Raw genomic sequence first — 22,302 nt, 5'->3', positions numbered from 1 at the left:
TCCTGTCAGAGGAGTGGGAGCGGGCTCAGGCACCGGACAGCCCGTGGCGGACGGCGTAGAGGGCGGCCTGGGTCCGATCCTGCACTCCCAGTTTCATGAGCAGATTACTGACGTGGGTCTTGACCGTCTTCTCCGAGACCGTGAGCGCGCGAGCGATCTCCCGGTTGGACCTGCCCCGTGCGATCTGCACGAGCACCTCCCGTTCCCGTTCGGTCAGCGCGGCGGCGCCGCGGTCGTCGTCCGCCACCGGCGCGGGCGCGAGCATGGCCTCGGCCGCGTCGGGGGCGAACAGCACATGCCCATCGTGGACCGATCTGATCGCCCGCACGAGTGCTTTGGGGTCCACGTCCTTGTAGAGGTACCCCGCCGCGCCCGCCTGTACAGCCGGCAGCACGTGCCCTCGCCCGGTCACGCTGGTGAGCACCAGCACCCGGGCCGGGACCCCGCGTGCCCGCAGTTCCGCGAGCGCGTCCAGCCCGCCCGCCCCCGGCATGTTGAGGTCCAGCAGCACGATATCGGGCTCCAGCGTTTCGGCCAGCGTCACCGCCGACGCGCCGTCGGCGGCCTCCCCGACGACCTCGACGCCGGGCTGCACGCCGAGGAAGGTGCGCAGCCCCTGCCGGACGATCGGGTGGTCGTCGGCGATCAGCACCCGGATGGGGGCGCCCTCGCCGGGCGTGCCGCTCGGCCCGTCGCTCACCGCGGCACCTCCACTCTCACGGTCGTCCCCTCGCCGGGTGCGGCGCCCAGGGACAGTGTGCCCCCGATCGACCGCGCGCGCTCGCGCATCGAGGCGAGCCCGAGCCCGCCGTCGCCGTTCGCGGCGCCGCCGGCCTCGAAGCCGGCGCCGTCGTCGGTGACTTCGAGCACGACGCACCGTCCGGTCGCGCCCAGCCGGACGTCGATGCGCTTCGCGGACGCGTGCCGCAGCGCGTTGTGCAGCGCCTCCTGGGCGATGCGGAACAGCGCGGCCTCCTGCCCGCCGGGGAGCGGGGCGGCGAGGTCGCAGGTGAAGCCGACGTCCGCGGGGTAGGCGCGGTCCAGGACCTCGACGTGCTTGCGCAGCGAGGCGGCGAGGCCGTCGGCGAGGTCGGCGGGGCGCAGCTCGAAGATGACGGCGCGCAGCTCGGCGAGCGCCTCGGCGGCGAGCCGCTCGACGTGCTCCAGCTCGGCGACGGTGCGGACCGGGTCGCGGGCGGCGAGGGTGGCGGCGGCCTGCGCGGTGAGCCGCAGCGAGAACAGCTTCTGCGCGACGGCGTCGTGGAGCTCGCGGGCGAGCCGGTTGCGTTCGGCGACGACGGTGAGCTCGCGGTTGTGCTCGTACAGGCGCGCGTTCGTCATGGCGATCGCGGCGTGCGCGGCGAACAGCGCGAGGAGCTCCTCGTCGTCCGCGGTGAAGCCGCCGGGGACGCGCTTGTTGGCGAGGAAGACGATGCCGAGCGTCGTCTCGCCGTCGAGGATGGGCGCGCCGAGGAAGTCCTTCAGCACGGGGTGCGCGGACGGCCAGCCCTCGAAGGCGGGCTCGCGGCGGATGTCGGCGAGCCGCATCGGTTCGCGCGACCGCAGCATCGCGGCGAGCATGCCGTGCTGGCGCGGCATGGGCCCGATGGCCTCCCACTCCTCGTCGCTGACGCCCTCGACGACGAACTCGGCGAACGAGCCCTCGTCGTCGGGGACGCCGAGGGCGGCGTAGCGGGCGTCCAGGAGCTGCCCGGCGGCGCGCACGATGACCTGGAGGACCTCGTGCACCGACAGGTGGCTGGTGACGGCGAGCACGGCGGAGCTGACGGCGCGCAGGGTCGCCCCTGGATCGCTGTGGTCCGCGCGCCGTGCGCCCATGCCGTCCGGTCCTCCGCCGCTGTCGCCGAGCGGCCGCGTCGCTCGCGTGTCGCTCTCTGTGAAGACCGTACTCGCTGGGCGGCCCGTCCAGTATCAGCCTGCGGGACGGGGTTCGGGGCGCCGCACCGCTCCTGGAGAGGTATGTCCCCCCTTTTCCGGTTCGCCCGGCCGGTCCGGTGGTCCTAGGACCTAATGCGGACGGCCCCGGCCCCCGGCGGCCGATGCCCGGTCCCGCGCGGCCGTCCTACCGTGCGGGCATGACGACGAAGACGGCACTCATCACCGGCGCCTCCCGGGGGCTCGGCCGGGCCCTCGCCGGCGCCCTCGCCCGGGACGGCTGGTCGCTGGTCGTCGACGCGCGGGACGGCGCGGCGCTCGCCGCCGCGGCGCCGCCCGGCGCGACCGCGATCGCCGGCGACGTCGCCGACCCCGCGCACCGCGCCGCCCTCGCGGGCGCGGTCGCCGCGGCGGGCGGCCTGGACCTGCTCGTCAACAACGCCGGGACGCTCGGGACGGTGCCGCTGCCGCGCCTCGCCGACCAGCCCCTGGACGACCTGGCCGCCGCGTTCGCCACCAACGCGATCGCGCCGCTCGCGCTCGTCCAGGCGGTGCTGCCCGCCCTCCGCGAGCGCGGCGGCGCGGTCCTGAACATCACCTCCGACGCCGCCGTGGAGGGCTACCCGGGCTGGGGCGGCTACGGCGCCGCCAAGGCCGCCCTGGAGCAGCTCTCCCGCGTGCTGGCCGCCGAGGAGCCCGGCCTCGCGGTCTGGTGGGCCGACCCCGGCGAGATGAACACCGCGATGCTGCGGGACGCCGGCGAGGACGCGGCCGCCGCGCCCGATCCGGCCGAGGCCGCCGCGGCGCTCCTCCGCCTCGTCGCCGAGCGCCGCCCGAGCGGCCGCTACCGGGCGGGGGACCTGCGATGACCGCCGCCCTCGCCCCGGAGCCGACGGCGCCCGCCGCGTCCGTGCTGGACGCCCGCCACCGCACCGCGACCACCGGGATCGTCCTGGTCGTCACGCTGCTCGCCTTCGAGGCGATGTCGGTCGGCACCGTCATGCCCGTCCTCGCCCGCGACCTGGACGGCCTGCCGCTGTACGCGTGGGGCTTCAGCGCCACGCTGATCTCCGGGCTGCTGACGACGGTGCTCGGCGGCGGCTGGGTGGACCGGTCGGGGCCGGGCCGCCCGCTGCTCGCCGGGCTCGCGGTGTTCGTCGCGGGCCTCGCCGTCGCGGGCGCCGCGCCGGCCATGGCGGTGTTCATCGGCGGCCGCGTCCTGCAGGGGCTCGGCACCGGCGTCGCGATGGTCGCGGTCTACGTGCTGATCGCCCGCGCCTACCCCGAGGAGCTGCGGCCCCGGGTGTTCGCCGCGCTCGCCGCCGCGTGGGTGCTGCCGTCGCTGGTCGGCCCGGCCGTCGGCGGCTTCGTCGCCGAGCACGCCGGGTGGCGCTGGGTGTTCCTCGGGCTGATCCCGCTGGTCGTGCCCGCCGCCGCGATGCTCCTGCCGGCGCTGCGCGACCTGCGTCCCGCCGACGGTCCCCCCGCGCCGGTGTCGCGGTCGCGCTACCTCGCGGCCGTCGCCGCCGCCGCGGGCGCGGGCGCGTTCCTGTACGGCATCGACGACGTGACGGTGCCGCACCTGCTGCTCGCCACCGCCGGGATCGCCGGGATCGCCGCCGGCCTCCCCCGGCTGCTGCCCGCGGGGGCACTGCGGATGCGGCGCGGCCTGCCGAGCGTCGTCCTCGTGCGCGGCCTGCTCGCCGGGGCGTTCTTCGGCATGGACGCCTTCATCCCGCTCGCCCTCACCGGCCTGCACGGCTTCGGCGCCGCGCAGGCGGGCGTCGCGCTCACCGTCGGCGCGCTCGGCTGGTCGGGCGCCTCGCAGATCCAGGGCCGGTCCGCGCGGCCCCGCGCGTTCTTCGTGCGGCTCGGCGCCGCGCTGGTGACGCTCGGCATCGCCGGCGTCGTCGTCGCGCTGGAGTTCTCCGGCTGGGCGACCGTGCCCGCCTGGACGGTCGGCGGCGCCGGCATGGGCTTCGCCATCAGCAGCCTGTCGGTGCTGACCCTGGACGCCTCGCCCGAGGGCGAGCAGGGCGCCAACTCCGCCGCCCTGCAGATCGCCGACCAGCTCGGCTCGTCCCTGATCGTCGGCGCCGCGGGCGCCGTCGTCGCGGCCCTCGGCGCGGCCCGGCTCGGCGCCGGCGTCGCCGTCAGCGGGGCCGCCTTCGCCGCCGTCGCCGCCGTGGCGCTGGCGGCCTCGTTCCGGCTGGAGGCTCGCCCGTGACCGCCCTGCTCGACTTCGACCTGCCCGCCGACCTGGAGGCGCACGAGCCGCCCGAGGCGCGCGGCCGCGGCCGCGACGGCGTCCGCCTGCTCACCGGGCACCGCGCGACCGGCCGGGTCGGCCACCACGCGTTCCGGGACCTGCCGGCGCTGCTCCGCCCCGGCGACCTGCTGGTCGTCAACACCTCCGCGACGCTGCCCGCCGCCGTCCCCCTCGACCGCACGACCGTGCATTTCTCCACGCCGCTCCCCGGCGGCGACGAGCGGACCTGGCTGGTGGAACTGCGGCGCCGCGCCGGCAAACGCACCCTGCCGTATACGGGCGGCCGCGCGGGCGAGTGGATCCCGCTGCCCGGGGGCGCCACGCTCACCCTGCTCGCGCGCCGCACCGGCCGTCTGTGGGAGGCGCGGCTGAGCACCGACGTCGTCCCCTACCTGCGGCGCCACGGCGTCCCCATCCGCTACGGCTACGTCCCGGGCGAATGGCCCACCGCCGCCTACCAGACGGTGTTCGCCCACGACCGCGCGGACGGCGGCGCCGAGATGCCGAGCGCCGCCCGTCCTTTCACCCACGAGCTGGTGACGCGCCTCGTCTCTGCGGGCGTCCTGATGGCGCCGCTGTCCCTGCACACCGGCGTCGCGTCCCCCGAGGCGCACGAGCCGCCCTACGCCGAGCGCTACAGGGTGCCCGAGGCGACGGCGGCGCTCGTCGAGCACGTCCGCACCCGGGGCGGGCGCGTCATCGCGGTCGGCACGACCGTCGTGCGCGCCCTGGAGACAGCCGCCGCCTCCGACGGCCACGTCCGCGCCGCCGAGGGCTGGACCGAGCACATCGTGACTCCCGAGAAGGGCGTGCGCGTCGTGGACGGCCTGCTGACGGGCCTGCACGAGCCGAAGTCGTCGCACCTGATGATGCTCACCGCCATCGCCGGCCCCGGCCTCCTCGCCGCCACCTACGAGGCGGCCCTGGAGCACCGCTACCTCTGGCACGAGTTCGGCGACCTGAACCTGCTGCTCCCCTGAGCCGCGCCCGGTGAACAGTGCGTGAACGGGGCGGACGAACCGGTGCCGAACGGGCGACGAGGTCCCGCATGCTGGACGGAGGGAGCGGTCCGCGCAAAACGGCCGGTACCGTGGAGGGCAGCTATGGACGGCTCCCCGCAGCGCACGCTGCTCATCACGCTCACCGGCCGCGACCGCCCGGGGGTGACCTCGCGCCTCTTCGCGACCCTCGCCGCCTTCCCGGTCACCGTCGTCGACGTCGAGCAGGTCGTCATCCGGGGCCGGCTGGTCCTCGGCGCCCTGATCGCCTATACCGACAGCTCCGACGTCGGCCGCGTCTGGACGGCGGCCGAGGCCGTCGCCGCCGACCTCGACATGGAGATCGAGCTGTCCACCGGCCGCGACAAGACGCTGCCGCGCCGCCGCGGGCGGCTGCACGTCACCGTCCTCGGCGCGCCGCTCCGCCCCGCCGCGATGGCCGGCATCGCCGGGCGCATCGCCGCCGCCGGCGCCAACATCGACCGCATCGAGCGGCTCGCCCACTACCCCGTCACCTGCATCGAGCTGGACGTGTCCGGCGCCGACCCCGAGACGCTCCGCGCCGCCCTCGCCCAGGAGGCCAAGGAGCAGCGCGTCGACGTCGCCGTCCAGCGCGGCGGCCTCGCCCGCCGCGCCAAGCGCCTCATCGTCATGGACGTCGACTCCACCCTCATCCAGGGCGAGGTCATCGAGCTGCTCGCCGAGGAGGCCGGCTGCCTGGAGGAGGTCGCCAAGGTCACCGAGGCGGCGATGCGCGGCGAGCTGGACTTCGAGGGGTCGCTCCGCGAGCGCGTCGCGCTCCTCGCCGGCCTGGACGCGGGCGCCCTCGCCACCGTCGCCGGCCGCGTCGAGCTCGCCTCCGGCGCCCGCACCCTGGTGCGCACGCTGAAGCGCCTGGACTACAAGTTCGCCATCGTGAGCGGCGGCTTCACCCAGATCACCGACGGGCTCGCCGCCGACCTCGGCATCGACTACGCCGCCGCCAACACCCTGGAGATCGAGAACGGGCGGCTGACCGGCCGCGTCACCGGCCCCGTCATCGACCGGGCCGGCAAGGCCGAGGCGCTCGCCCGGTTCGCCCGCCAGGCCGGCGTCCCGATCAGCCAGACCGTCGCGATCGGCGACGGCGCCAACGACCTGGACATGCTGCAGGCCGCCGGGCTCGGCATCGCCTACAACGCCAAGCCGGTCGTCCGCGAGGCCGCCGACACCGCCGTGAACGTCCCCTACCTCGACACCATCCTGTTCCTGCTCGGCATCTCCCGCGAGGACGTCGAGGCGGCCGACGCCGCCGACCCGGCCGCGCTCCCCTGACCCCAGTGATCATCGCCCCGGTTTCGGGGTAGGTCCCCCTCGCGGGCGCGGAACGCGGGGGAGGGCGAGTTGCTGCAGCGTGCGCGGGAGGCGTACGCCCAGATCGAGGGGCAGGCGACCCCCGTCTACGGGACGGTCGCCGCGTTCGCGGTGGCCGCGCCCCTCGTCGTCGGCACCCTCACCGGGCATCCGGCGGCGGGCTCGGCGATCGCGCTCGGCGCCTACCTCGTCGCGCTGCGTGCCCCGGAAGGGCCCTACGGCGCGCGCGCCCGCAACCTCGCCGGAACCGTCCTCATCGTGACTCTGGGCGCCACCATCGGCGGCTACCTCGCCGGGCACACCGTCGTCGCCGTGCTGGTGGTGCCGCCCATCGTCGCGCTCGGCACCTCGGTCCCCTGGATCGGGCCGACGGCCGCGCTGGCGGTGCTGATGACGGCCGTCCGGCCCGTCAGCGGGCACGTCGTGCACAACGGCTTACTGGAGTTCGCCGGCGCGCTCTGGGTGAGCGCGCTCATCCTCGCGCCCTGGCCCGCGCGGCGCCTCCGGCCGCTCCGCGCCGCGCTCGGCGAGGCCGCCGAGGAGATCGCCGGGGCGCTCGACGCCGTCGCGCAGGGCATCGGCCACCCCGACACCAGCGCCCTGGACGCGGTGGAGGTCGCCGATCCCGCGCTCGCCGAGGTCGCGCACGTCCCGGACTGGGCCGAGCGGCGCCGGGCCGCGTCCCGGGCGCTCGGGGCCGCCCGCGCCACCGCCGGGCAGTTCCGCGCCGGGCGCGGCGACGAGCAGTCCCGCCCCGACCGGCTGATCAAGCACCTGAGCCGGATCCTGCACGAGACGGTCGCGCTGAAGTCGCTGCTCGACGCCGCCGAGCGGCGCCCGTCCGACCGCGAGTGGGAGCTGGAGGCGCGCGTCGCGGTCTCCGCGCTGGCGGCCCGGGTCCGGCTCCTCGCCGGCGCCGTCGCGCTGCCCGGCGAGCTGCCGCTCGGCGACCAGGAGTCGGCGGCGGTGCGGCGCCTCGTCCGGCAGACCGAGAAGGTGCGGCGGGCCGGGCTCGCCGGCGACGAGGACCTCGTCGCGGTCGCGCTCGTCGGCCAGGTCCGCCGCTCCATCGAGCGCATCACCGGCAGCACCGACGCCGCCCGCCGCGTCGTGGCGGGCGGCGTCCGCGTCGGCCTCGGCCCGCCGCGGCCCTTCACCCCGCACCCGATGGCGGCCTGGAGCCGGCTGGAGCGGGCCGTCCGCACCCGCTCCCCGGGCCTGCGGCACAGCGCCCGGGTCGGCCTGTCGGTCGCGGTCGCGATGGCGCTGACGGCCGTCCTGAAGCTCAAGCACGGCCACTGGATGACGATCACCGTCATGCAGGCCCAGCGCGGCACCTACGGCGAGACGGTCACCCACCTGGTGCAGCGCGCCGGCGGCACCGTCCTCGGCTCGGCGATCGCCGGGGCGCTGCTCGCGCTCGCGCCGGACCGCCTCGCCGCCGCCCTCATCCTGTTCGTCTTCGCGCTGCTGGCGTTCGCGCTCCGCGGCGTCAACTTCACCTACTGGGCGCTGTTCGGCACGCCCCTCGCGATGATGCTGCTGGACTTCTCCGCCCCCTCGACGTGGCTGACGGCGGCCGAGCGCGTCCTTTTGACCCTCGCCGGCTGCGCCATCGTGTTCCTCGCCCTGCGGCTCCTCTGGCCGCACGGGTACGCCGAGCGGCTCCCCGTCCAGCTGGAGCGGCTGCTCACCGAGCACGGCGCGCTCGCCCGCGCGGCCGCCGCCGTCGTCGAGGGCGACAGCGAGCGGCTGCCGCAGGACCGCGTCGCCGCCGCCGAGCAGGCCGCCGAGACGATCAACGACACCCGGACCCGGCTCGGCGAGGAGCGCGTCCCGGCGGCCGCGCGGATCGCCGAGCTGCGCCGCGCCGTGCGCGCCGCGCACCGCATCCGCGACCACCTCATCGCGATCGGCCGGATGGCCCGCGAGGAGTCGGTGGACGCCGGCCCCATCCCCGAGATCCTCGACCGCGTCGCCGACCGCCTGGACGACGCCGCCGCCGAACTCGACGACCCGCCCGGCCCGGACGGCGCCGCGACCGCGTTCGCCGCCCGCCTGGACGAGGAGTTCGCGCGCCTCGACGACCACCTGTCGCGGATCGCCCGGCGGCGCCGCGCCGAGGTCGAGGGCGGCGTCGGCGCCGACGAGTTCACGCCGCTGCGGCACTCCCTGCTCCAGGTGTCGGGCACCCGCTACGCGGTGCGGGCGCTCCGCCGCGACGCCGACGAGATGATCGCGGCGGCGGTCGCGGCCCGGCACAGCGCGGAGACCCCGTGATGTCACTAAAGGTAGCCGTCCGGACACGCTGCGGCTAACGTGGCGCCCGGACCCGCGAGCGCGGGCCGCGCCGACCGACCGACCGACGAGGGAGACACCCATGTCCAGCGTCCTGGACACCAAGCTGTTCCGCCTGTTCGACATCCTGGACGCCGACGGCGACGGGCGCATCGTCCCCGTCGACCTGAGCGGCGTCGCCGCCCGGCTCGCCCGCGTCTACGGCGACTTCGCCGGCGCCCCCAAGGTCGACGAGCTGGAGCGCGTCCTGCTCGGCCTCTGGGACACCGACCTCGCCCGCATGGACGCCGACGGCGACGGCCGCATCGACCGCGACGAGTTCGTCGCCGGCGTCCGCGAGGCCGCCGCCGCCGACCCGGCGGGGTTCGCCGACCGGTTCACCGCCCTCGTCGACGCCTGGATGGACGTCTGCGACACCAACGGCGACGGCGTCATCGAGAAGGACGAGTACGTCCGCATGTACCACGCCACCTACGGCATCGGCGAGGCCGAGCTGGCCGAGGCGTTCGACCGGCTGGACCGCCACGGGCGGGGCGCCCTCACCGTCGACGACGTCCGCCGCGCCACCCTGGAGTACTACACCTCGAACGACCCCGACGCCCCCGGCAACGCCCTGTTCGGCCCGTTCTAGCCCTTGGGGGTCCAGGTCGCGGCGAGGGTGCCGGTGCGCGGGGCGAGGGCCGCCCAGGGGTCCTCGAAGGCGAGGACGGCCGTCGCCGAGGTCGGGTAGGCGTCCGGGGCGCCGGACGCGGCGAGGTCGTGGACGAGCTGATGCACCGACGGGTTGTGCCCGACGAGCAGCAGGACCTCCGCCGCGTCGTCGGTGAGGCGGACCAGGTCGAGCAGGACGTCGGGGTCGTTGTCGTAGACGCGGCGCTCGAAGTCGACCGGGACGCCGCCGAGGTCGAGCCGCTCCAGCGTCTCGCGGGTGCGGGCGGCGCTGGAGCACAGCACCGCCGACGGGACGAGGCCGCGCTCGCGCAGCCAGCCGCCCGCGGCGGCCGCGTCGGCGCGCCCGCGGTCGGTGAGGGGGCGGTCGAAGTCGGCCGTGCCGAGCCCGGCGGCGGCCTTGGCGTGGCGGAGCACGATCAGCGTCGGCATGCCGCCACTCTAGAGGCCCCGGGTCAGGGCGCGACGAGGTAGGCGAGGAGCCACAGCACCAGCATGACCGCGAGCATCCCGCCGAGGACGATCGCGATGCCCTTCGCCCCCGAGATCGGCTGCTTGCCGCTCGCGCCCTGCTCGGTCACGTCGTCTCCCCCTGTCGCCGTTGCGCCCCCAGCCTACGGCCGGCCCGCCGTGCCCCCGCACCGGGTCCGGCACCGGGGCGCGGCGCCCCGGTGCCGGACCGCGGCGTCACGCCTTGTTGCCGGCGGTGCTGCCCTCCCCCGCGACCGTGCCGCTGCCGTTCTCGGCGGGCGGCGGGACGGCGGCGGGCGCCGGCGTCTTCACCTCGCCGGACGCGCCGCCGCCGTCCGACGCCGCGCCGATCGGGTCGGCGCGCCGCTTGGACACCACGATCGCGGCGACCACGATCGCGAGCGCGGCGACGGTGACGCCGACGCGCAGCCACACGTTGCCCGCGTAGGTCACGACGGCGTCCGCGATCAGCAGCGCGACCAGGTTCATCACCTTGATCAGCGGGTTGATGGCGGGGCCGGCGGTGTCCTTGAACGGGTCGCCGACGGTGTCCCCGATGATCGTCGCCTCGTGCGCCGGGCCGCCCTTGCCGCCGAGGTGCCCCTCCTCGACGAGCTTCTTGGCGTTGTCCCAGGCGCCGCCGGAGTTGGCGAGGAACACCGCCATGAGCACGCCCGCCGCGATGGCGCCGCCGAGGAACGCGCCGAGCGGCGCGTACCCGAGGCCGAAGCCGATCGCGATGGGGGTGAGGATGGCGAGCAGGCCGGGCGTGGCGAGCTCGCGCTGCGCGTCGCGGGTGCAGATGTCGACGACGCGGTCGTAGTCGGGCTTCTCCGAGAAGTCCATGATCCCGGGCTTGGTGCGGAACTGCTCGCGGACCTCCACGACGACGCGGCCGGCCGCCCGCCCCACCGCCATGATCGCCAGGCCGGAGAACATGAAGACCACCGCGGCGCCCGCGATGAGCCCGATCAGCACGTTGGGGTTGTCGATGGACAGGCTGAACGTCGCGAACGGCCCGAGCGCGTCCCGGGCGTCGTCCGACGCGCCCGCGAGCGCGTCCAGCACCGTCGTGCGGAACGACCCGAACAGCGCCGTCGCGGCGAGGACGGCGGTGGCGATCGCGATGCCCTTGGTGATCGCCTTGGTGGTGTTGCCGACCGCGTCCAAGCGCTCCAGGACGGCGGCGGCCTCGCCCTCGACGTCCCCGGACATCTCGGCGATGCCCTGGGCGTTGTCGGAGACCGGCCCGAAGGTGTCCATGGACACGATCACGCCGACCGTGGTGAGCAGCCCGGTGCCCGCCATCGCGACCGCGAACAGCGCGACGGTGGTGTTGCCGAAGCCGAGCAGGAACGCCCCGTAGACGGCGGCGCCGATCACCACGGCGGTGTAGACGGCCGACTCCAGGCCGAGCGAGATGCCCGACAGGATCACCGTCGCGGGCCCGGTGCGGGCGCTGCCGGTGACCTCCTGCACCGGCTTGCGGGTCGTCTCGGTGAAGTAGCCGGTGAGGAGCTGGATCGCGCTCGCCAGCGCGATGCCGATGAGGACCGCGCCGAGCGCCACCCAGCGCGGGTCGGCGTCCAGCCCGGCGATCTTGGCGTCGGTGACGCCGTCCAGGCCCGCGAACGAGGACGGCAGGTAGGCGAACGCGGCGACCGCGACGAGCACGGCGGAGATGAGCGCGGAGATGAAGAAGCCGCGGTTGATCGCCGACATGCCCGAGCGGTCCCGGGCGCGCGGCGCCACCGCGAAGATCCCGATCACCGCGGTGATCACGCCGATCATCGGGACGATCAGCGGGAAGACCAGGCCCTCGGTGCCGAACGCGGCGCTGCCGAGGATCAGCGCGGCGACCAGCATCACCGCGTAGGACTCGAACAGGTCGGCGGCCATGCCGGCGCAGTCGCCGACGTTGTCGCCCACGTTGTCGGCGATGGTGGCGGCGTTGCGCGGGTCGTCCTCGGGGATGCCCTGCTCGACCTTGCCGACGAGGTCGGCGCCGACGTCGGCGGCCTTGGTGAAGATGCCGCCGCCGACCCGCATGAACATCGCCAGCAGCGCGGCGCCGAACCCGAAGCCCTCCAGCACCTTCGGGGCGTGGCCCTTGAACGCCAGCACCACGACGGCCGCGCCGAACAGGCCGAGGCCGACGGTGAACATGCCGGCGACGCCGCCGGTGCGGAACGCGATCCGCATCGCCTTGCGCTCGCCGCCCTCCTCGCGGGCCGCCGCGGCGACCCGGACGTTGCCGCGCACCGCGAGCCACATGCCGGTGAACCCGGTGACCGCGGAGAACAGCGCGCCGATGACGAAGAAGACCGACCGGCCGATCCGCTCGCCGGCGGTGTCGGCGGGCAGGAGCAGCAGCACCAGCGGGATCAGCACGACGAACACCGCCACCGTGCGGAACTGGCGTTTCAGATAGGCGAGGGCGCCCTCCTGGACGGCCCTCGCGATGTCCTGCATCTTCTCGGTGCCCTGGCCGGCGGCCAGCACCTCGCGTACCAGTCCGGCGGCGACGGCCAGCGCGAGCAGCGCGACCACCGCGACGACGACCACCAGGGTGAGGTCGCCGCCGCCGAGATCCACATCTGCGCCGGCCGGGCTCGACAGGGGAAGCCCAGACATCCGTCCTCCTCGACAGGGGCGTGGCGTACCGACCGTCCTCCCGGGACCGCCCCAGGAAAACGATCTTTACCGGCCACCCCGCGAGTGATGATTCGGCACACCTCGCACGGCGACCGCGGGTGCCGGGAGTCTATGCAGGCCACGCGCCATTGAGAAGAGCGCCAGCGAATTAACGAAGTCGGTACGGAACAGCAATCCCGGGGGCCTTGAATTCCCCCGGAACCCCTGGTCGACCTCGACGTATGCCCTGATCAGGGGACATGGCACGAGAAGGACCGGAAAGGGCTCCCAGCCATCGGCGGGCGCTTTATCGGCCTGCCTCTATATCAGATGATAACCCGTCCGGAAAAAGGTTTCCAGGGGTGCCTGGACGACAATCTCACGCCACGGATTCATCCCTCGCACCGGGGGTCCCACAAGTGGCGCGGCCGGGGCGGGGCGCACGCGCGAAGGCGCCCCGGCCGGTGTGCGGCCGGGGCGCCCCTCCCCGCTCGGCAGCCGCGCTCGGGGCACGGCGGCGCGGCGCGGCTCACCGGCGGCGCTCCTTGGCCGCGCGGCGGAGGGACCGGCGGAGGCCGATGCCCCGGGCGCGCATCTCGCGGACGCGCTCGTCGATGATGGCCTGGGCGAACTCCGGGCGAACGATCATGGTTTCCGACTCCTCGGTGGCCCCGGTCCGGCCTCTCCGGACCCGGCACTCACGAGGTTCGCCCTAAGACCCGCCCGCCCGCATCGGGACGATGCCCTATCCCGGCCCGCCCGGCCGCCTAGGCCGGGGCCGCGGCGTCCTAGGCGTCGCGGACGAAGCGGACGAGCAGGTCGGTGAGGGTGCGCCGCTCCTCGGGCGAGAACCCGGCGAGGAGCTCGGCGGCGACGGCGGCCGCGATCGCGTCGGCCTTCCGGTAGAGGTCGCGGCCCTCGCCCGTCAGCTCGACCGCGTAGGCGCGGCGGTCGCCGGCGGCGGGGCGGCGGAGCACCAGGCCGCGCCGCTCCAGATCGTCCACGATGCGCACCATCGTCGACTTGTCGCCGCTCACCGCGTCGGCGATCTGGCGCTGGCTGGACGGGCCGCGCGTCGCGAGGACGCGCAGCACGCCGTACTGGTGGCTGAGCAGGCCGAGCGGCTCCAGCGCGGCGGTGAAGGCCGAGCGGGCGCGCACATGGGCGAGGCGGAGCAGCAGGCCGACGGGCGGCCCGGCGGGCGGTTCGGTCATCGATGGACAGGATAGCGCCACTGAGATAGTTTCACGTGAGACTGATTTTCCTGAGACATTCTCATCCTTCATTGTCAGGAGGTGGGCGCCATGGCCGGACCGCGTCCTTGGACGCTCTGGCTCTTCCGCATCGCGGTGACGGTGCAGGCGCTGCTCGTCTTCGCCCAGGCGGTGACGGCGGGCCGGTTCCTGTCGGGCTCCTACGGCGCGCTCGGCGCGCACGGCAACGGCGCCGTCGCGGCGACGGTCGCGGCCCTCGCGGTGACGGCGGCGGCCGTCCTGATGTGGCGGCCGGGCGGCGGCCCCGCCCGGTTCATCGCGCCCGGCGCGCTGCTGGCCGTCCTCAGCGCCGCGGAGATGGCCCTCGGCTTCGGCCGGGTGCTCACGGTGCACGTGCCGCTCGGCGTCCTGCTGACCGTGGGCTCGGCGGGGCTGCTCGTCCAGGCGTGGCGGCTCGGCCGCGTCCCCGCGCCGGCGGGCGCCGCCGGGGAGGCGCTGTGAAGGCCCCCCTGTCGCGGCGCGGTTTCCTCGGTGCCGGCGCGGGCGCGGTCGGCGCCGGGGCCCTCGCGCTCGGCGGCGGGCGGCTGCTCGGCCCCGCCGGACCCGGCCGGCCGCTCGCCAGCGAGCACCCGCTCCCGCGCCCCTTCCAGCGCCCCCTCACCGTCCCGCCGGTGCTGGCGCCGGTCCGCACGGACGCGACCACCGACCACTACGAGATCACCCAGCGGACCGCGGACCTGCACATCCTCGACGACGCCGCCACCCCCGCCTGGACCTACGGCGGGACCTTCCCCGGCCCGACGCTCGTCTCGCGCTCGGGACGCCGCACCGTCGTCGTCCACCGCAACCGGCTGCCCCGCCCCGTCGCCGTCCACCTGCACGGCGGGCACACCCCGCACGACAGCGACGGCCACCCCGGCGACGCGATCCTGCCGCCCGGCGGCGACCCCATGGACGCGATGCCGGGCATGGCGGGCGGCACGGCGACGCCGGGCCGCCCCGTCACCGGCGAGCGCGCCTACGCCTACCCGCTCGACCAGCGGGCCGCGACGCTCTGGTACCACGACCACCGCATGGGCTTCACCGGCGCGAGCGTCTGGCTCGGCCTCGCCGGCTTCCACCTCGTGCACGACGACGAGGAGGACGCGCTGCCGCTGCCGAAGGGCGACCGCGACCTCCCCCTCATGATCGCCGACCGGTCGTTCGCCGCCGACGGCGCCTTCCGCTACCCCGCCCTCGACCGCACCCTGCGCCGCGTCCCCGGCGTCACCGCCCGGTACACGGACGGCGTCCGCGGCGACGTGATCCTCGTCAACGGCACGCCCTGGCCCGTCCACCCCGTCCCGCGGCTCCGGCACCGGCTGCGGCTCCTCAACGCCTCCAACGCCCGCGCCTACCGCCTCGCCCTCGACCCGCCGCCCCCGGGCGGCGGCGGCCTCGTCCAGATCGGCGGCGACGGCGGCCTCCTCGCCGCGCCCGCCGCGCACGACGCCATCGACGTCGCGCCCGCCGAACGGTTCGACGTCGTCGTGGACTTCGCCCGCTACCGGCCCGGCACCCGCGTGCGGCTCGTCAACCGGCTCGCCACCGGGCCCGCCGGGCAGGTGATGGCCTTCGACGTGGCGGGCACGGCCGCGCGGCCCGCCGAGGACGCCACCGTCCCCGCGCGCCTGTCGGACGTCCCCCGCCACGACCCGGCGCGCGCCGCCGTCACCCGCTCGTTCCTGTTCCAGAACACCCCGGACGGCTGGCACATCAACGGCCGCGGCTACGACCCGGCGCGGCCCCTCGCCCGGCCCCGCCTCGGCGACCTGGAGGTGTGGCGGCTCGTCAGCGACGCCCACCACCCCGTCCACCTGCACCTCGACCACTTCCAGGTGGTCTCCCGCAACGGCCGCGCCCCCGGCCCCTACGACGGCGGCTGGAAGGACACCGTGGACGTGCGGCCCGCCGAGGCCGTGGAGATCGCGGTGCGGTTCACCCGGTACGCCGGCCGGTTCGTGTTCCACTGCCACAACCTGGAGCACGAGGACATGGCGATGATGGCCGACTTCATCACCTCCTGACCGCCCCCGGGCACGCGAGAAGGCCCCGCCGCCGGCGGGGCCTTCGCTGCGTCTGGGTACGGCGGCTAGCGGGCCGCCGGGGCGGGCCAGCTCATCCTGATCTGCACGCCCTTCGGGGTGGCGGAGATGTCCACGTCGTCGGCCAGCCCGGAGATCACGGCGAGGCCGAGATCGACGGAGCCGTCCGACAGCGCGAAGTCCAGGTCCTCCGGAGACCCGGCCGCGGCCACCTCCTGGGCCGCGGCGGCCGAGCGACCGGCCCGGCCGGCGACGTCGTCGCCGGGCACCGCGTCGCTCACCGTCACCTCGAAACGGCCGCCGGAGCCCTCGAGCTCCAGCCGGACCGGCTCGTCCGGGCACTGCCGGCGATGCGCCTCCACCGCGCGGGAGCAGGCCTCACCGACCGCCAGCCGCACCTCGTCGAGCAGGGCCTCGTCGACACCGCTGCGGCGGGCCACCGCGGTGACGATCAGACGGGCCGTGCGGACGTGCACGGGCAGGGCGCTGAAAGAGAGTTCAACGATCGCCATGTGAGCGGACGCCGCCTACTTGGCGCCCTTGCGCTTCTCCTCGGCATCGGCGATCGAGTCGTGGATGCCGAAGACCTTGGTCAGCCCGGTGATCCGGAAGATCTTGAGGATGCGCTCCTGGGTGCAGACCAGCTCCAGCGAGCCGTCGTGCGCGCGGACCCGCTTCAGGCCGCCGACCAGCACGCCGAGACCGGTCGAGTCCAGGAACTCCACCTTCTCCATGTCCACCAGCAGGTGGAACTTGCCCTTGTTGACCAGGTCGATGAGCTTCTCGCGAAGCTTCGGCGCCGTGTAGACGTCGATCTCGCCCTCCACCGTGATGACGGTCAGCCCGTCGTCGGTGGTGTAGTCGTTCACCTTCAGGTCCACAGATCCTCCAGCGCGGTACAGCACAGTCGATTCCATCCGCCCTGACCTCCGGAGGCGGTGCGGGCGACGGAACTCCGTCGGAATTCAACCACGCTCCGGCGTCATGAGGGCACGTTATCGCCCACACGGGGGAAAGTTCGCGCCATCCCGGCTGACCTGGTGATCTGCCGGTCATGGCAGGGGGGACCGGGCCACCGTCGCCGGGGCGTTCCCCTGGTTTTGCCCAGGCTGGCACACTGAAAACCTGATGGGTGCCCAAAGATCTTCCCCTGCGCTGGACCGGCTGCTCGCGGGTCCGTCCCGCCGCGACCGCATCACCCACCTCGAGCATGTTCCCGCACGTCAGGGCCGTCGCGCGAGCTGGCCGGAGTGGGTGCCGGAGCTGCTCGTGCGGCGGCTGGCGGCCGCCGGCGTCGAGGCCCCGTGGGAGCACCAGGCCGCGGCCGCCGAGCACGCCCGTGCGGGCCGCTCGGTGATCCTCGCGACCGGCACCGCGTCCGGCAAGTCCCTCGGCTACCTCATGCCCGCCGTCGCCGCCGTCCACGACGAGTCGGTCCGCGACGGCGGGACCGTGCTGTATCTCTCACCCACCAAGGCCCTCGCCGCAGACCAGCTCCGCACCCTGCGCGCCCTGAAGCTCACCCGGCTGCGCGCCGCGACCTACGACGGCGACACCCGGCACGAGGACCGCCAGTGGGTGCGGCAGCACGCCAACTACGTGCTGACCAACCCCGACATGCTGCACCGCTCGATCCTCCCCTCGCACGCCCGCTGGAGCTCGTTCCTGCGCCGCCTGCGCTACGTCGTCGTCGACGAGGCGCACGGCTACCGGGGCGTGTTCGGGTCGCACGTCGCGCAGATCCTGCGCCGGCTGCGGCGGATCTGCGCCCGCTACCACGCCTCGCCGGTGTTCGTCCTCGCCTCGGCGACGGTGTCGGCCCCGGCCGTCGCCGCCGAGCGGCTCACCGGCCTGCCCGCCGTCGCCGTCGACACCGACGCCTCGCCGCGCGGCCCCGCCACGTTCGCGCTGTGGGAGCCGCCGCTCACCGACCTGCGCGGCGAGCGCGGCGCGCCGGTCCGCCGCACCGCCACCGCCGAGGCCGCCGACCTGCTCGCCGACCTGGTCGCCGAGGGCGTCCAGACGCTCGCCTTCGTCCGGTCCCGGCGCGGCGCCGAATCGGTCGCGCTCGGCGCCAAGCGCGCCCTGGAGGAGGCCGCGCCGGCCCTCGCCGCGCAGGTGGCGGCCTACCGGGCCGGGTTCCTGCCCGAGGAGCGGCGCGCCCTGGAGGCGTCCCTGCGGAACGGCACGATCACCGGCCTCGCCAGCACCAACGCGCTGGAGCTCGGCGTCGACGTGTCCGGCCTCGACGCCGTCCTCGTCTGCGGCTGGCCCGGCACCCGCGCGTCCCTCTGGCAGCAGGCGGGCCGCGCCGGCCGGACGGGCCGGGCCGCGCTCGCCGTCCTCATCGCCCGCGACGACCCCCTCGACACCTACCTCGTGCACCACCCCGAGGCGATCTTCGGGCGGCCGGTCGAGGCGACCGTCCTGGACCCCGACAACCCCTACGTCCTCGAACCGCACCTCTGCGCCGCGGCGTCCGAGCTGCCCCTCACCGACGCCGACGCCGAGCTGTTCGGGCCGTCCACCGCCGCCCTGCTGCCCGATCTCGTCCGCCGCGGCCTGCTGCGGCGCCGCCCGAACGGCTGGTTCTGGACGCGCCGCGACCGCGCCTGCGACCTCGCCGACATCCGCGGCTCGGGCGGCCCGCCCGTCCAGGTCGTGGAGACCGCCACGGGCCGCCTCCTCGGCACCGTCGACGAGGCGTCCGCCCACACCACCGTCCACGAGGGCGCCGTCTACCTGCACCAGGGCGAGTCGTTCCTCGTGCACGCCCTCGACCTGGACGACTCCGCCGCCCTCGTCGAGGCCGCCGACCCCGACTACTCCACCACCGCCCGCGACGTCACCGACATCACCGTCGTCGAGCGCCTCCGCGGCACCCCGTGGGGCGAGGCCACCCTCAACTACGGCACCGTCGAGGTGACCCGCCAGGTCGTCGCCTACCAGATGCGGCGGCTGCAGACCGGCGAGATGCTCGGCGAGAAGCCCCTGGACCTGCCGCCCCGCACGCTGCGCACCCGCGCCGTCTGGTGGACGCTGTCGCCCGACCAGCTGGAGGACCTCGGCGACATGGACCTCGGCGGCGCCGCGCACGCCGCCGAGCACGCCTCCATCGGCCTGCTGCCGCTGTTCGCGACCTGCGACCGCTGGGACATCGGCGGCGTCTCCACCGCCCTGCACCCCGACACCGGCCTGCTCACCGTCTTCGTCTACGACGGCCACGAGGGCGGCGCCGGCTTCGCCGAACGCGGCTACGCCGACGCCCGCGCCTGGCTGACGGCGACGCGCGAGGCCATCGCGTCCTGCGAGTGCGAGGCGGGTTGCCCGTCCTGCATCCAGTCTCCGAAGTGCGGCAACGGCAACGACCCTCTCGACAAGCGGGGCGCCCTGCTCATGCTCGCCGAACTCCTCCGCAACGCCCCCGCCTAGGCGTTGCGGCGCAGGCGGGCCAGCTCGGCCTGGAGCCGGTGGTTCTCGGCCTCCAGGAGGTCCTGCTCGTCCCGCAGGTCCCGCAGCTCGCGGCGCACGTCGACGGACCGCCGCCAGCCGAGGCCCGCGAGCGCGACACCGGTGGTGAAGGCCATCACCAGCAGGGCGCCGGCCAGGAAGACCTGCCACTGCTGCTCCACGCCGGGGACCGCGTCGCCGAAGACGGTGAGCCCGGCCGTCCCCGAGTTGTCGAGGACCACGGCGCCGCCGACGACGAGCGCCGCGACCGCGACGACCAGCCCCACCACGATCATGCCCGGCGCCCTTCCCGATCCGCGAGGTCCCAGGCAACACCGCCGCACCCGCTCACCGCAAGACTTCCCTCGCCCCGGCGCCTCTCCCCGGCGTCCTCGACGCGCCTCCCGCTCAGCCGAGGCCGAGCGGGAGGCGCGCGGCGAAATCGCCCAGCTCGGCGGCCTCGGCGGGCGTCGGCGCGCGGCGGCCGGTGCCGATCAGCAGCGCGTCCGCGTCGGCGATCGCGGCGGGGAAGGGCGACCCGGCGACCTCCTCCAGCAACGCGCGCGCCGCCACGAGGCCCTCCGCGGGCGGCCCGGCGACCCCCGGCAGGCCCGCGACCAGGTCGAGGTGGTGGACCGTCCATTCGAGCACGTAGGCCGACAGGTAGTCGCCGACGGTCAGCACCTCGTCCTGGGTGGCGACCCGCGCGGCGGGGTCGGCGAGCTCGGCGGCGCGGCCCGCGGCGGAGCCGACGTCGTCGAAGTGGTGCCGCAGCCAGCGCGGCTCGCCGTAGGCGGCCGCCAGCCGCGGGATGAGCGCGGCGAGGGGGTCCTCACCGGCCGAGGGTTCGACCGGCTTCCAGTAGGTGGCCGCGTCGACGGTCGGTTCGGCGTCCGCGGGGGTCACCAGGGTGATCAGCACGTCCTGCGCGCCGATGACCAGGTGGCACACCAGGTCCCGCACCAGCCAGCCGGCGCAACCGGAGGGCCGGTCGAAGTCCTCGTCGGGAGTCTCGGCGACCGCGGCGCGCAACGCCGACCAAGAACGCGCGAAGGGTTCCATCAAGGCAACGTAACCCCCTCCGCCAAAGCCGACCGGGCGCTACCCCCAAACCGCCCCCATCAGCCGCACCCGCACACCACAACTCCCGCGCGGCCGCGCCCCTCTTCCCTCCATGGCAACGCATCCATGAAGGGACGGCCTGGGCGGGGGCGTGCCCCTCACCGCCCCTGCCCTCTACGGCAAGGCGTCCACGAGGGGTCGGTCCCGGCGAGGACCCGCTCCCACTCACTACGGCGACGCGTCCACGAGAGGTCAGCCCCGGTGAGGCATACCCCTGACGGACCCTGCCTGCTGTGGCACCGCATCCGCAAAGGGACAGCCCCGGTCAGGAGGGCTTCTCGCCGCCTCCACCCACTAGGCAAGGCGTCCGCGAGAAACCGGCACCGTGAGGCCGTGCCCTCACCGCGCTCCTACTTGCTGCGGCGGCCCTTATGACGGCCCTTGGTGTCGGGGTTCTCGGTGTTGCGCACCTTCTCCACGTCCTCCGACCCGGCGGAAGCCTGAGCCAGAGCGGAAGCGGAGTCGGCGTCCAGGCTCCTGGCGGCCGGCTTCTTCCTGGCGTCGGACTTGCCGAGGCGCGCCGGGCGGCGCTTGGGCGCCTGCTTACCGGCGGCGGGCGACAGCACCCCCGTCGTGTCTTCGGACGGTGCGGGGACCTCCGGCGCGTCGAGCCCCTCGGGGGCCTTAGGAGCCTTCGCCACGTTCACCGGCTCCACCCGCTCGAACGCGGCCGTCCGCCCGTCCTTGCCGCCCTTACCGGCCTTGCTCTTCCCGCCCTCGGCGCTCTTTGCCTTGTCCTTGTCCTTGTCCTTGGCCGTTCCGGCCGCCGCGGCGATCGGGGCGGTCCTCGCCACGGCCTCGGCTTTCGCGATGTTCTTGCGGGCGTTGCTGACGCGCTTCCGCCCGCTGCCGTTGCTGGCCATGCGGGCCGCCATGCCCTTGCGGCTCACGCCGGCCTGCTGGACGCGCAGGCGGCGCGTCCAGGTGCCGAGGTGGCCGGCGACGACGAGCAGGACGAGGGCGATGCCGACGCTCTTGCTCCACTGCAGGCTGTCGGTGGCCGCGACGTTGTCCGCCTTCGGCGCGCTGTCGGCCACCTGCGGGGTCGGGTAGGTGAACCCGGCGACCGCTCCCGAGGGCTGCACCGACGGCAGGGTGACCGGCGAGTCGTTGTTGAAGGGCGTCAGCGGCGTGGTGGTGCCGCCACCGCTGATCGAGGGCGGCAGCGTGACGTTCCCGCCGCCGCCGGACGGACCGCCGGAGCCGTTGCCGCCGCTCCCGCCGCCCGCGACCGTTGTGGAGACGACGCCCGAGGAGACGGTGCCGCCGGTGCCGGTCGGCCGCTTGGCGCGGAGGCTGACCTTCACGCTGCTCGACGACGTCGACAGGGTGGCCGAGCAGGAGGTCCCGGAGCAGAAGGAGCCGACCGAGCCGCTCTTGGACCCGGCGCCCGAGGCCCCGACGACGTAGCCGCTGAGGTCGTCCTCCAGGCCGAGGTTCCACGACACCTTCACCTTGCCGCCCGACACGGTGGCGGACAGGCCCGACGGCGCGGCCGGCGGGATCCGCACGGTGAAGGTGTTGGAGTCGTAGGTGTGGTTGGTGATCGTGCCCTTGAGGTAGACCGTGTACCGGCCGTTGCGGTTCAGCGAGATGGGACCGGAGAGATCGCCGCCGAACAGGCTCGTGCTCTGCGCCAGGAAGTCGTCCCCGCCCGGCCCCTTGACGCGCAGCTGCATCTGGATGGTGGCGTCGTAGTGGGCCTTCGCGGTCACCTGCGAGCCCCTGGTGACGACGGCACCGTTCGCCGGCGCGAGCACGCTGTTGGAGGCGGCCAGCGCGGGAGTCGCGCTGAAAACCGGGAAACCCATCGCAAGGGGTGCAGCGAGAGCGATCGCACCGAT

At 75.1% G+C, this 22,302-nt stretch carries 20 protein-coding genes; 9 read left to right on the top strand and 11 right to left on the bottom strand.

Annotated features, from left to right (window positions below; genetic code table 11):
- Window positions 1-25: 25 nt before the first annotated feature.
- Together K1Y72_RS11190 and K1Y72_RS11185 are read right to left on the bottom strand one after the other, a co-directional pair.
- A complete protein-coding gene (locus K1Y72_RS11190; RefSeq protein ID WP_308287007.1) occupies window positions 26-700 on the bottom strand; it encodes a response regulator in 675 nt (224 codons plus the stop codon).
- Window positions 697-1,839 carry a GAF domain-containing sensor histidine kinase gene (locus K1Y72_RS11185; protein ID WP_220165819.1) on the bottom strand — a complete coding sequence of 381 codons (1,143 nt, stop codon included), beginning with the start codon at window positions 1,837-1,839 and terminating at the stop codon, window positions 697-699. Before K1Y72_RS11185 ends, K1Y72_RS11190 begins: the two co-directional genes overlap by 4 nt.
- A 257-nt stretch (window positions 1,840-2,096) precedes the next feature.
- Between K1Y72_RS11185 and K1Y72_RS11180 the strand changes: the two genes are divergently transcribed.
- From K1Y72_RS11180 to K1Y72_RS11155, 6 genes are all read left to right on the top strand, one after another.
- Window positions 2,097-2,765 (top strand): SDR family NAD(P)-dependent oxidoreductase, encoded by a 669-nt coding sequence (locus K1Y72_RS11180; RefSeq protein ID WP_220165817.1) that lies wholly within the window; start codon window positions 2,097-2,099, stop codon window positions 2,763-2,765.
- Entirely contained in the window at window positions 2,762-4,123 is a 1,362-nt protein-coding gene (locus tag K1Y72_RS11175; RefSeq protein ID WP_220165815.1) for an MFS transporter, read from the top strand. The genes K1Y72_RS11180 and K1Y72_RS11175 overlap by 4 nt, the downstream gene beginning before the upstream one ends.
- On the top strand, window positions 4,120-5,145 hold the full coding sequence (locus K1Y72_RS11170) for an S-adenosylmethionine:tRNA ribosyltransferase-isomerase (protein WP_220165813.1): 1,026 nt from the start codon (window positions 4,120-4,122) through the stop codon (window positions 5,143-5,145). Before K1Y72_RS11175 ends, K1Y72_RS11170 begins: the two co-directional genes overlap by 4 nt.
- 123 nt (window positions 5,146-5,268) lie before the next feature.
- On the top strand, window positions 5,269-6,477 hold the full coding sequence (gene serB / locus K1Y72_RS11165; RefSeq protein ID WP_220165811.1) for a phosphoserine phosphatase SerB: 1,209 nt from the start codon (window positions 5,269-5,271) through the stop codon (window positions 6,475-6,477).
- A 69-nt stretch (window positions 6,478-6,546) separates the two neighbouring features.
- A complete protein-coding gene (locus tag K1Y72_RS11160) occupies window positions 6,547-8,796 on the top strand; it encodes an FUSC family protein (RefSeq protein ID WP_220165809.1) in 2,250 nt (749 codons plus the stop codon).
- A gap of 100 nt (window positions 8,797-8,896) precedes the next feature.
- On the top strand, window positions 8,897-9,445 hold the full coding sequence (locus K1Y72_RS11155) for an EF-hand domain-containing protein (RefSeq protein ID WP_220165807.1): 549 nt from the start codon (window positions 8,897-8,899) through the stop codon (window positions 9,443-9,445).
- On the opposite strand, the gene K1Y72_RS11150 is transcribed toward K1Y72_RS11155, so the two are convergent.
- From K1Y72_RS11150 to K1Y72_RS11140, 4 genes are all read right to left on the bottom strand, one after another.
- Window positions 9,442-9,915, bottom strand: coding sequence for a SixA phosphatase family protein (locus K1Y72_RS11150; RefSeq protein ID WP_220165805.1), 474 nt, complete (start codon window positions 9,913-9,915; stop codon window positions 9,442-9,444). The two genes, K1Y72_RS11155 and K1Y72_RS11150, sit on opposite strands and share 4 nt — an antisense overlap.
- A 23-nt stretch (window positions 9,916-9,938) precedes the next feature.
- Complete coding sequence (locus K1Y72_RS36185; RefSeq protein WP_258572282.1) at window positions 9,939-10,064, bottom strand: hypothetical protein; 126 nt, start codon at window positions 10,062-10,064, stop codon at window positions 9,939-9,941.
- A 106-nt stretch (window positions 10,065-10,170) separates the two neighbouring features.
- Window positions 10,171-12,588, bottom strand: coding sequence for a sodium-translocating pyrophosphatase (locus K1Y72_RS11145; RefSeq protein WP_220165804.1), 2,418 nt, complete (start codon window positions 12,586-12,588; stop codon window positions 10,171-10,173).
- 788 nt (window positions 12,589-13,376) lie between these two features.
- Window positions 13,377-13,802, bottom strand: coding sequence for a MarR family winged helix-turn-helix transcriptional regulator (locus tag K1Y72_RS11140; protein ID WP_220165803.1), 426 nt, complete (start codon window positions 13,800-13,802; stop codon window positions 13,377-13,379).
- A gap of 90 nt (window positions 13,803-13,892) precedes the next feature.
- Here K1Y72_RS11140 and K1Y72_RS11135 point away from each other — a divergent pair, with 90 nt between their 5' ends.
- Both K1Y72_RS11135 and K1Y72_RS11130 read left to right on the top strand, forming a co-directional pair.
- Window positions 13,893-14,303 (top strand): hypothetical protein, encoded by a 411-nt coding sequence (locus K1Y72_RS11135; protein WP_220165802.1) that lies wholly within the window; start codon window positions 13,893-13,895, stop codon window positions 14,301-14,303.
- Entirely contained in the window at window positions 14,300-15,868 is a 1,569-nt protein-coding gene (locus K1Y72_RS11130) for a multicopper oxidase family protein (RefSeq protein ID WP_308287006.1), read from the top strand. Before K1Y72_RS11135 ends, K1Y72_RS11130 begins: the two co-directional genes overlap by 4 nt.
- 65 nt (window positions 15,869-15,933) lie before the next feature.
- Here the strand turns inward: K1Y72_RS11130 and K1Y72_RS11125 are convergent, their stop codons facing one another.
- The gene (locus K1Y72_RS11125; protein WP_220165801.1) at window positions 15,934-16,398 is read right to left on the bottom strand and encodes an ATP-binding protein; all 465 of its coding nucleotides are present in this window, start codon (window positions 16,396-16,398) and stop codon (window positions 15,934-15,936) included.
- A gap of 15 nt (window positions 16,399-16,413) precedes the next feature.
- On the bottom strand, window positions 16,414-16,767 hold the full coding sequence (locus K1Y72_RS11120; protein WP_067483866.1) for an STAS domain-containing protein: 354 nt from the start codon (window positions 16,765-16,767) through the stop codon (window positions 16,414-16,416).
- A 247-nt stretch (window positions 16,768-17,014) separates the two neighbouring features.
- On the opposite strand from K1Y72_RS11120, the gene sftH reads away from it, so the two are divergent.
- A complete protein-coding gene (gene sftH, locus K1Y72_RS11115) occupies window positions 17,015-19,318 on the top strand; it encodes a DEAD/DEAH box helicase (protein ID WP_220165800.1) in 2,304 nt (767 codons plus the stop codon).
- Here sftH and K1Y72_RS11110 read toward each other — a convergent pair.
- The 3 genes from K1Y72_RS11110 to K1Y72_RS11100 all read right to left on the bottom strand — a co-directional run bounded on the left by K1Y72_RS11110 (window position 19,315) and on the right by K1Y72_RS11100 (window position 22,269).
- Complete coding sequence (locus K1Y72_RS11110) at window positions 19,315-19,632, bottom strand: hypothetical protein (RefSeq protein ID WP_220165799.1); 318 nt, start codon at window positions 19,630-19,632, stop codon at window positions 19,315-19,317. The genes sftH and K1Y72_RS11110 overlap by 4 nt on opposite strands.
- A gap of 112 nt (window positions 19,633-19,744) precedes the next feature.
- A complete protein-coding gene (locus K1Y72_RS11105; protein ID WP_220165798.1) occupies window positions 19,745-20,398 on the bottom strand; it encodes a maleylpyruvate isomerase N-terminal domain-containing protein in 654 nt (217 codons plus the stop codon).
- Window positions 20,399-20,808: 410 nt separating this feature from the next.
- A complete protein-coding gene (locus tag K1Y72_RS11100; RefSeq protein ID WP_220165796.1) occupies window positions 20,809-22,269 on the bottom strand; it encodes a hypothetical protein in 1,461 nt (486 codons plus the stop codon).
- Between the last annotated feature and the right edge of the window lie 33 nt (window positions 22,270-22,302).

It is taken from the genome of Actinomadura parmotrematis, from assembly GCF_019458805.1.
GTDB lineage: Bacteria > Actinomycetota > Actinomycetes > Streptosporangiales > Streptosporangiaceae > Spirillospora > Spirillospora parmotrematis.
This window is presented reverse-complemented; position numbering and strand designations above follow the sequence as displayed.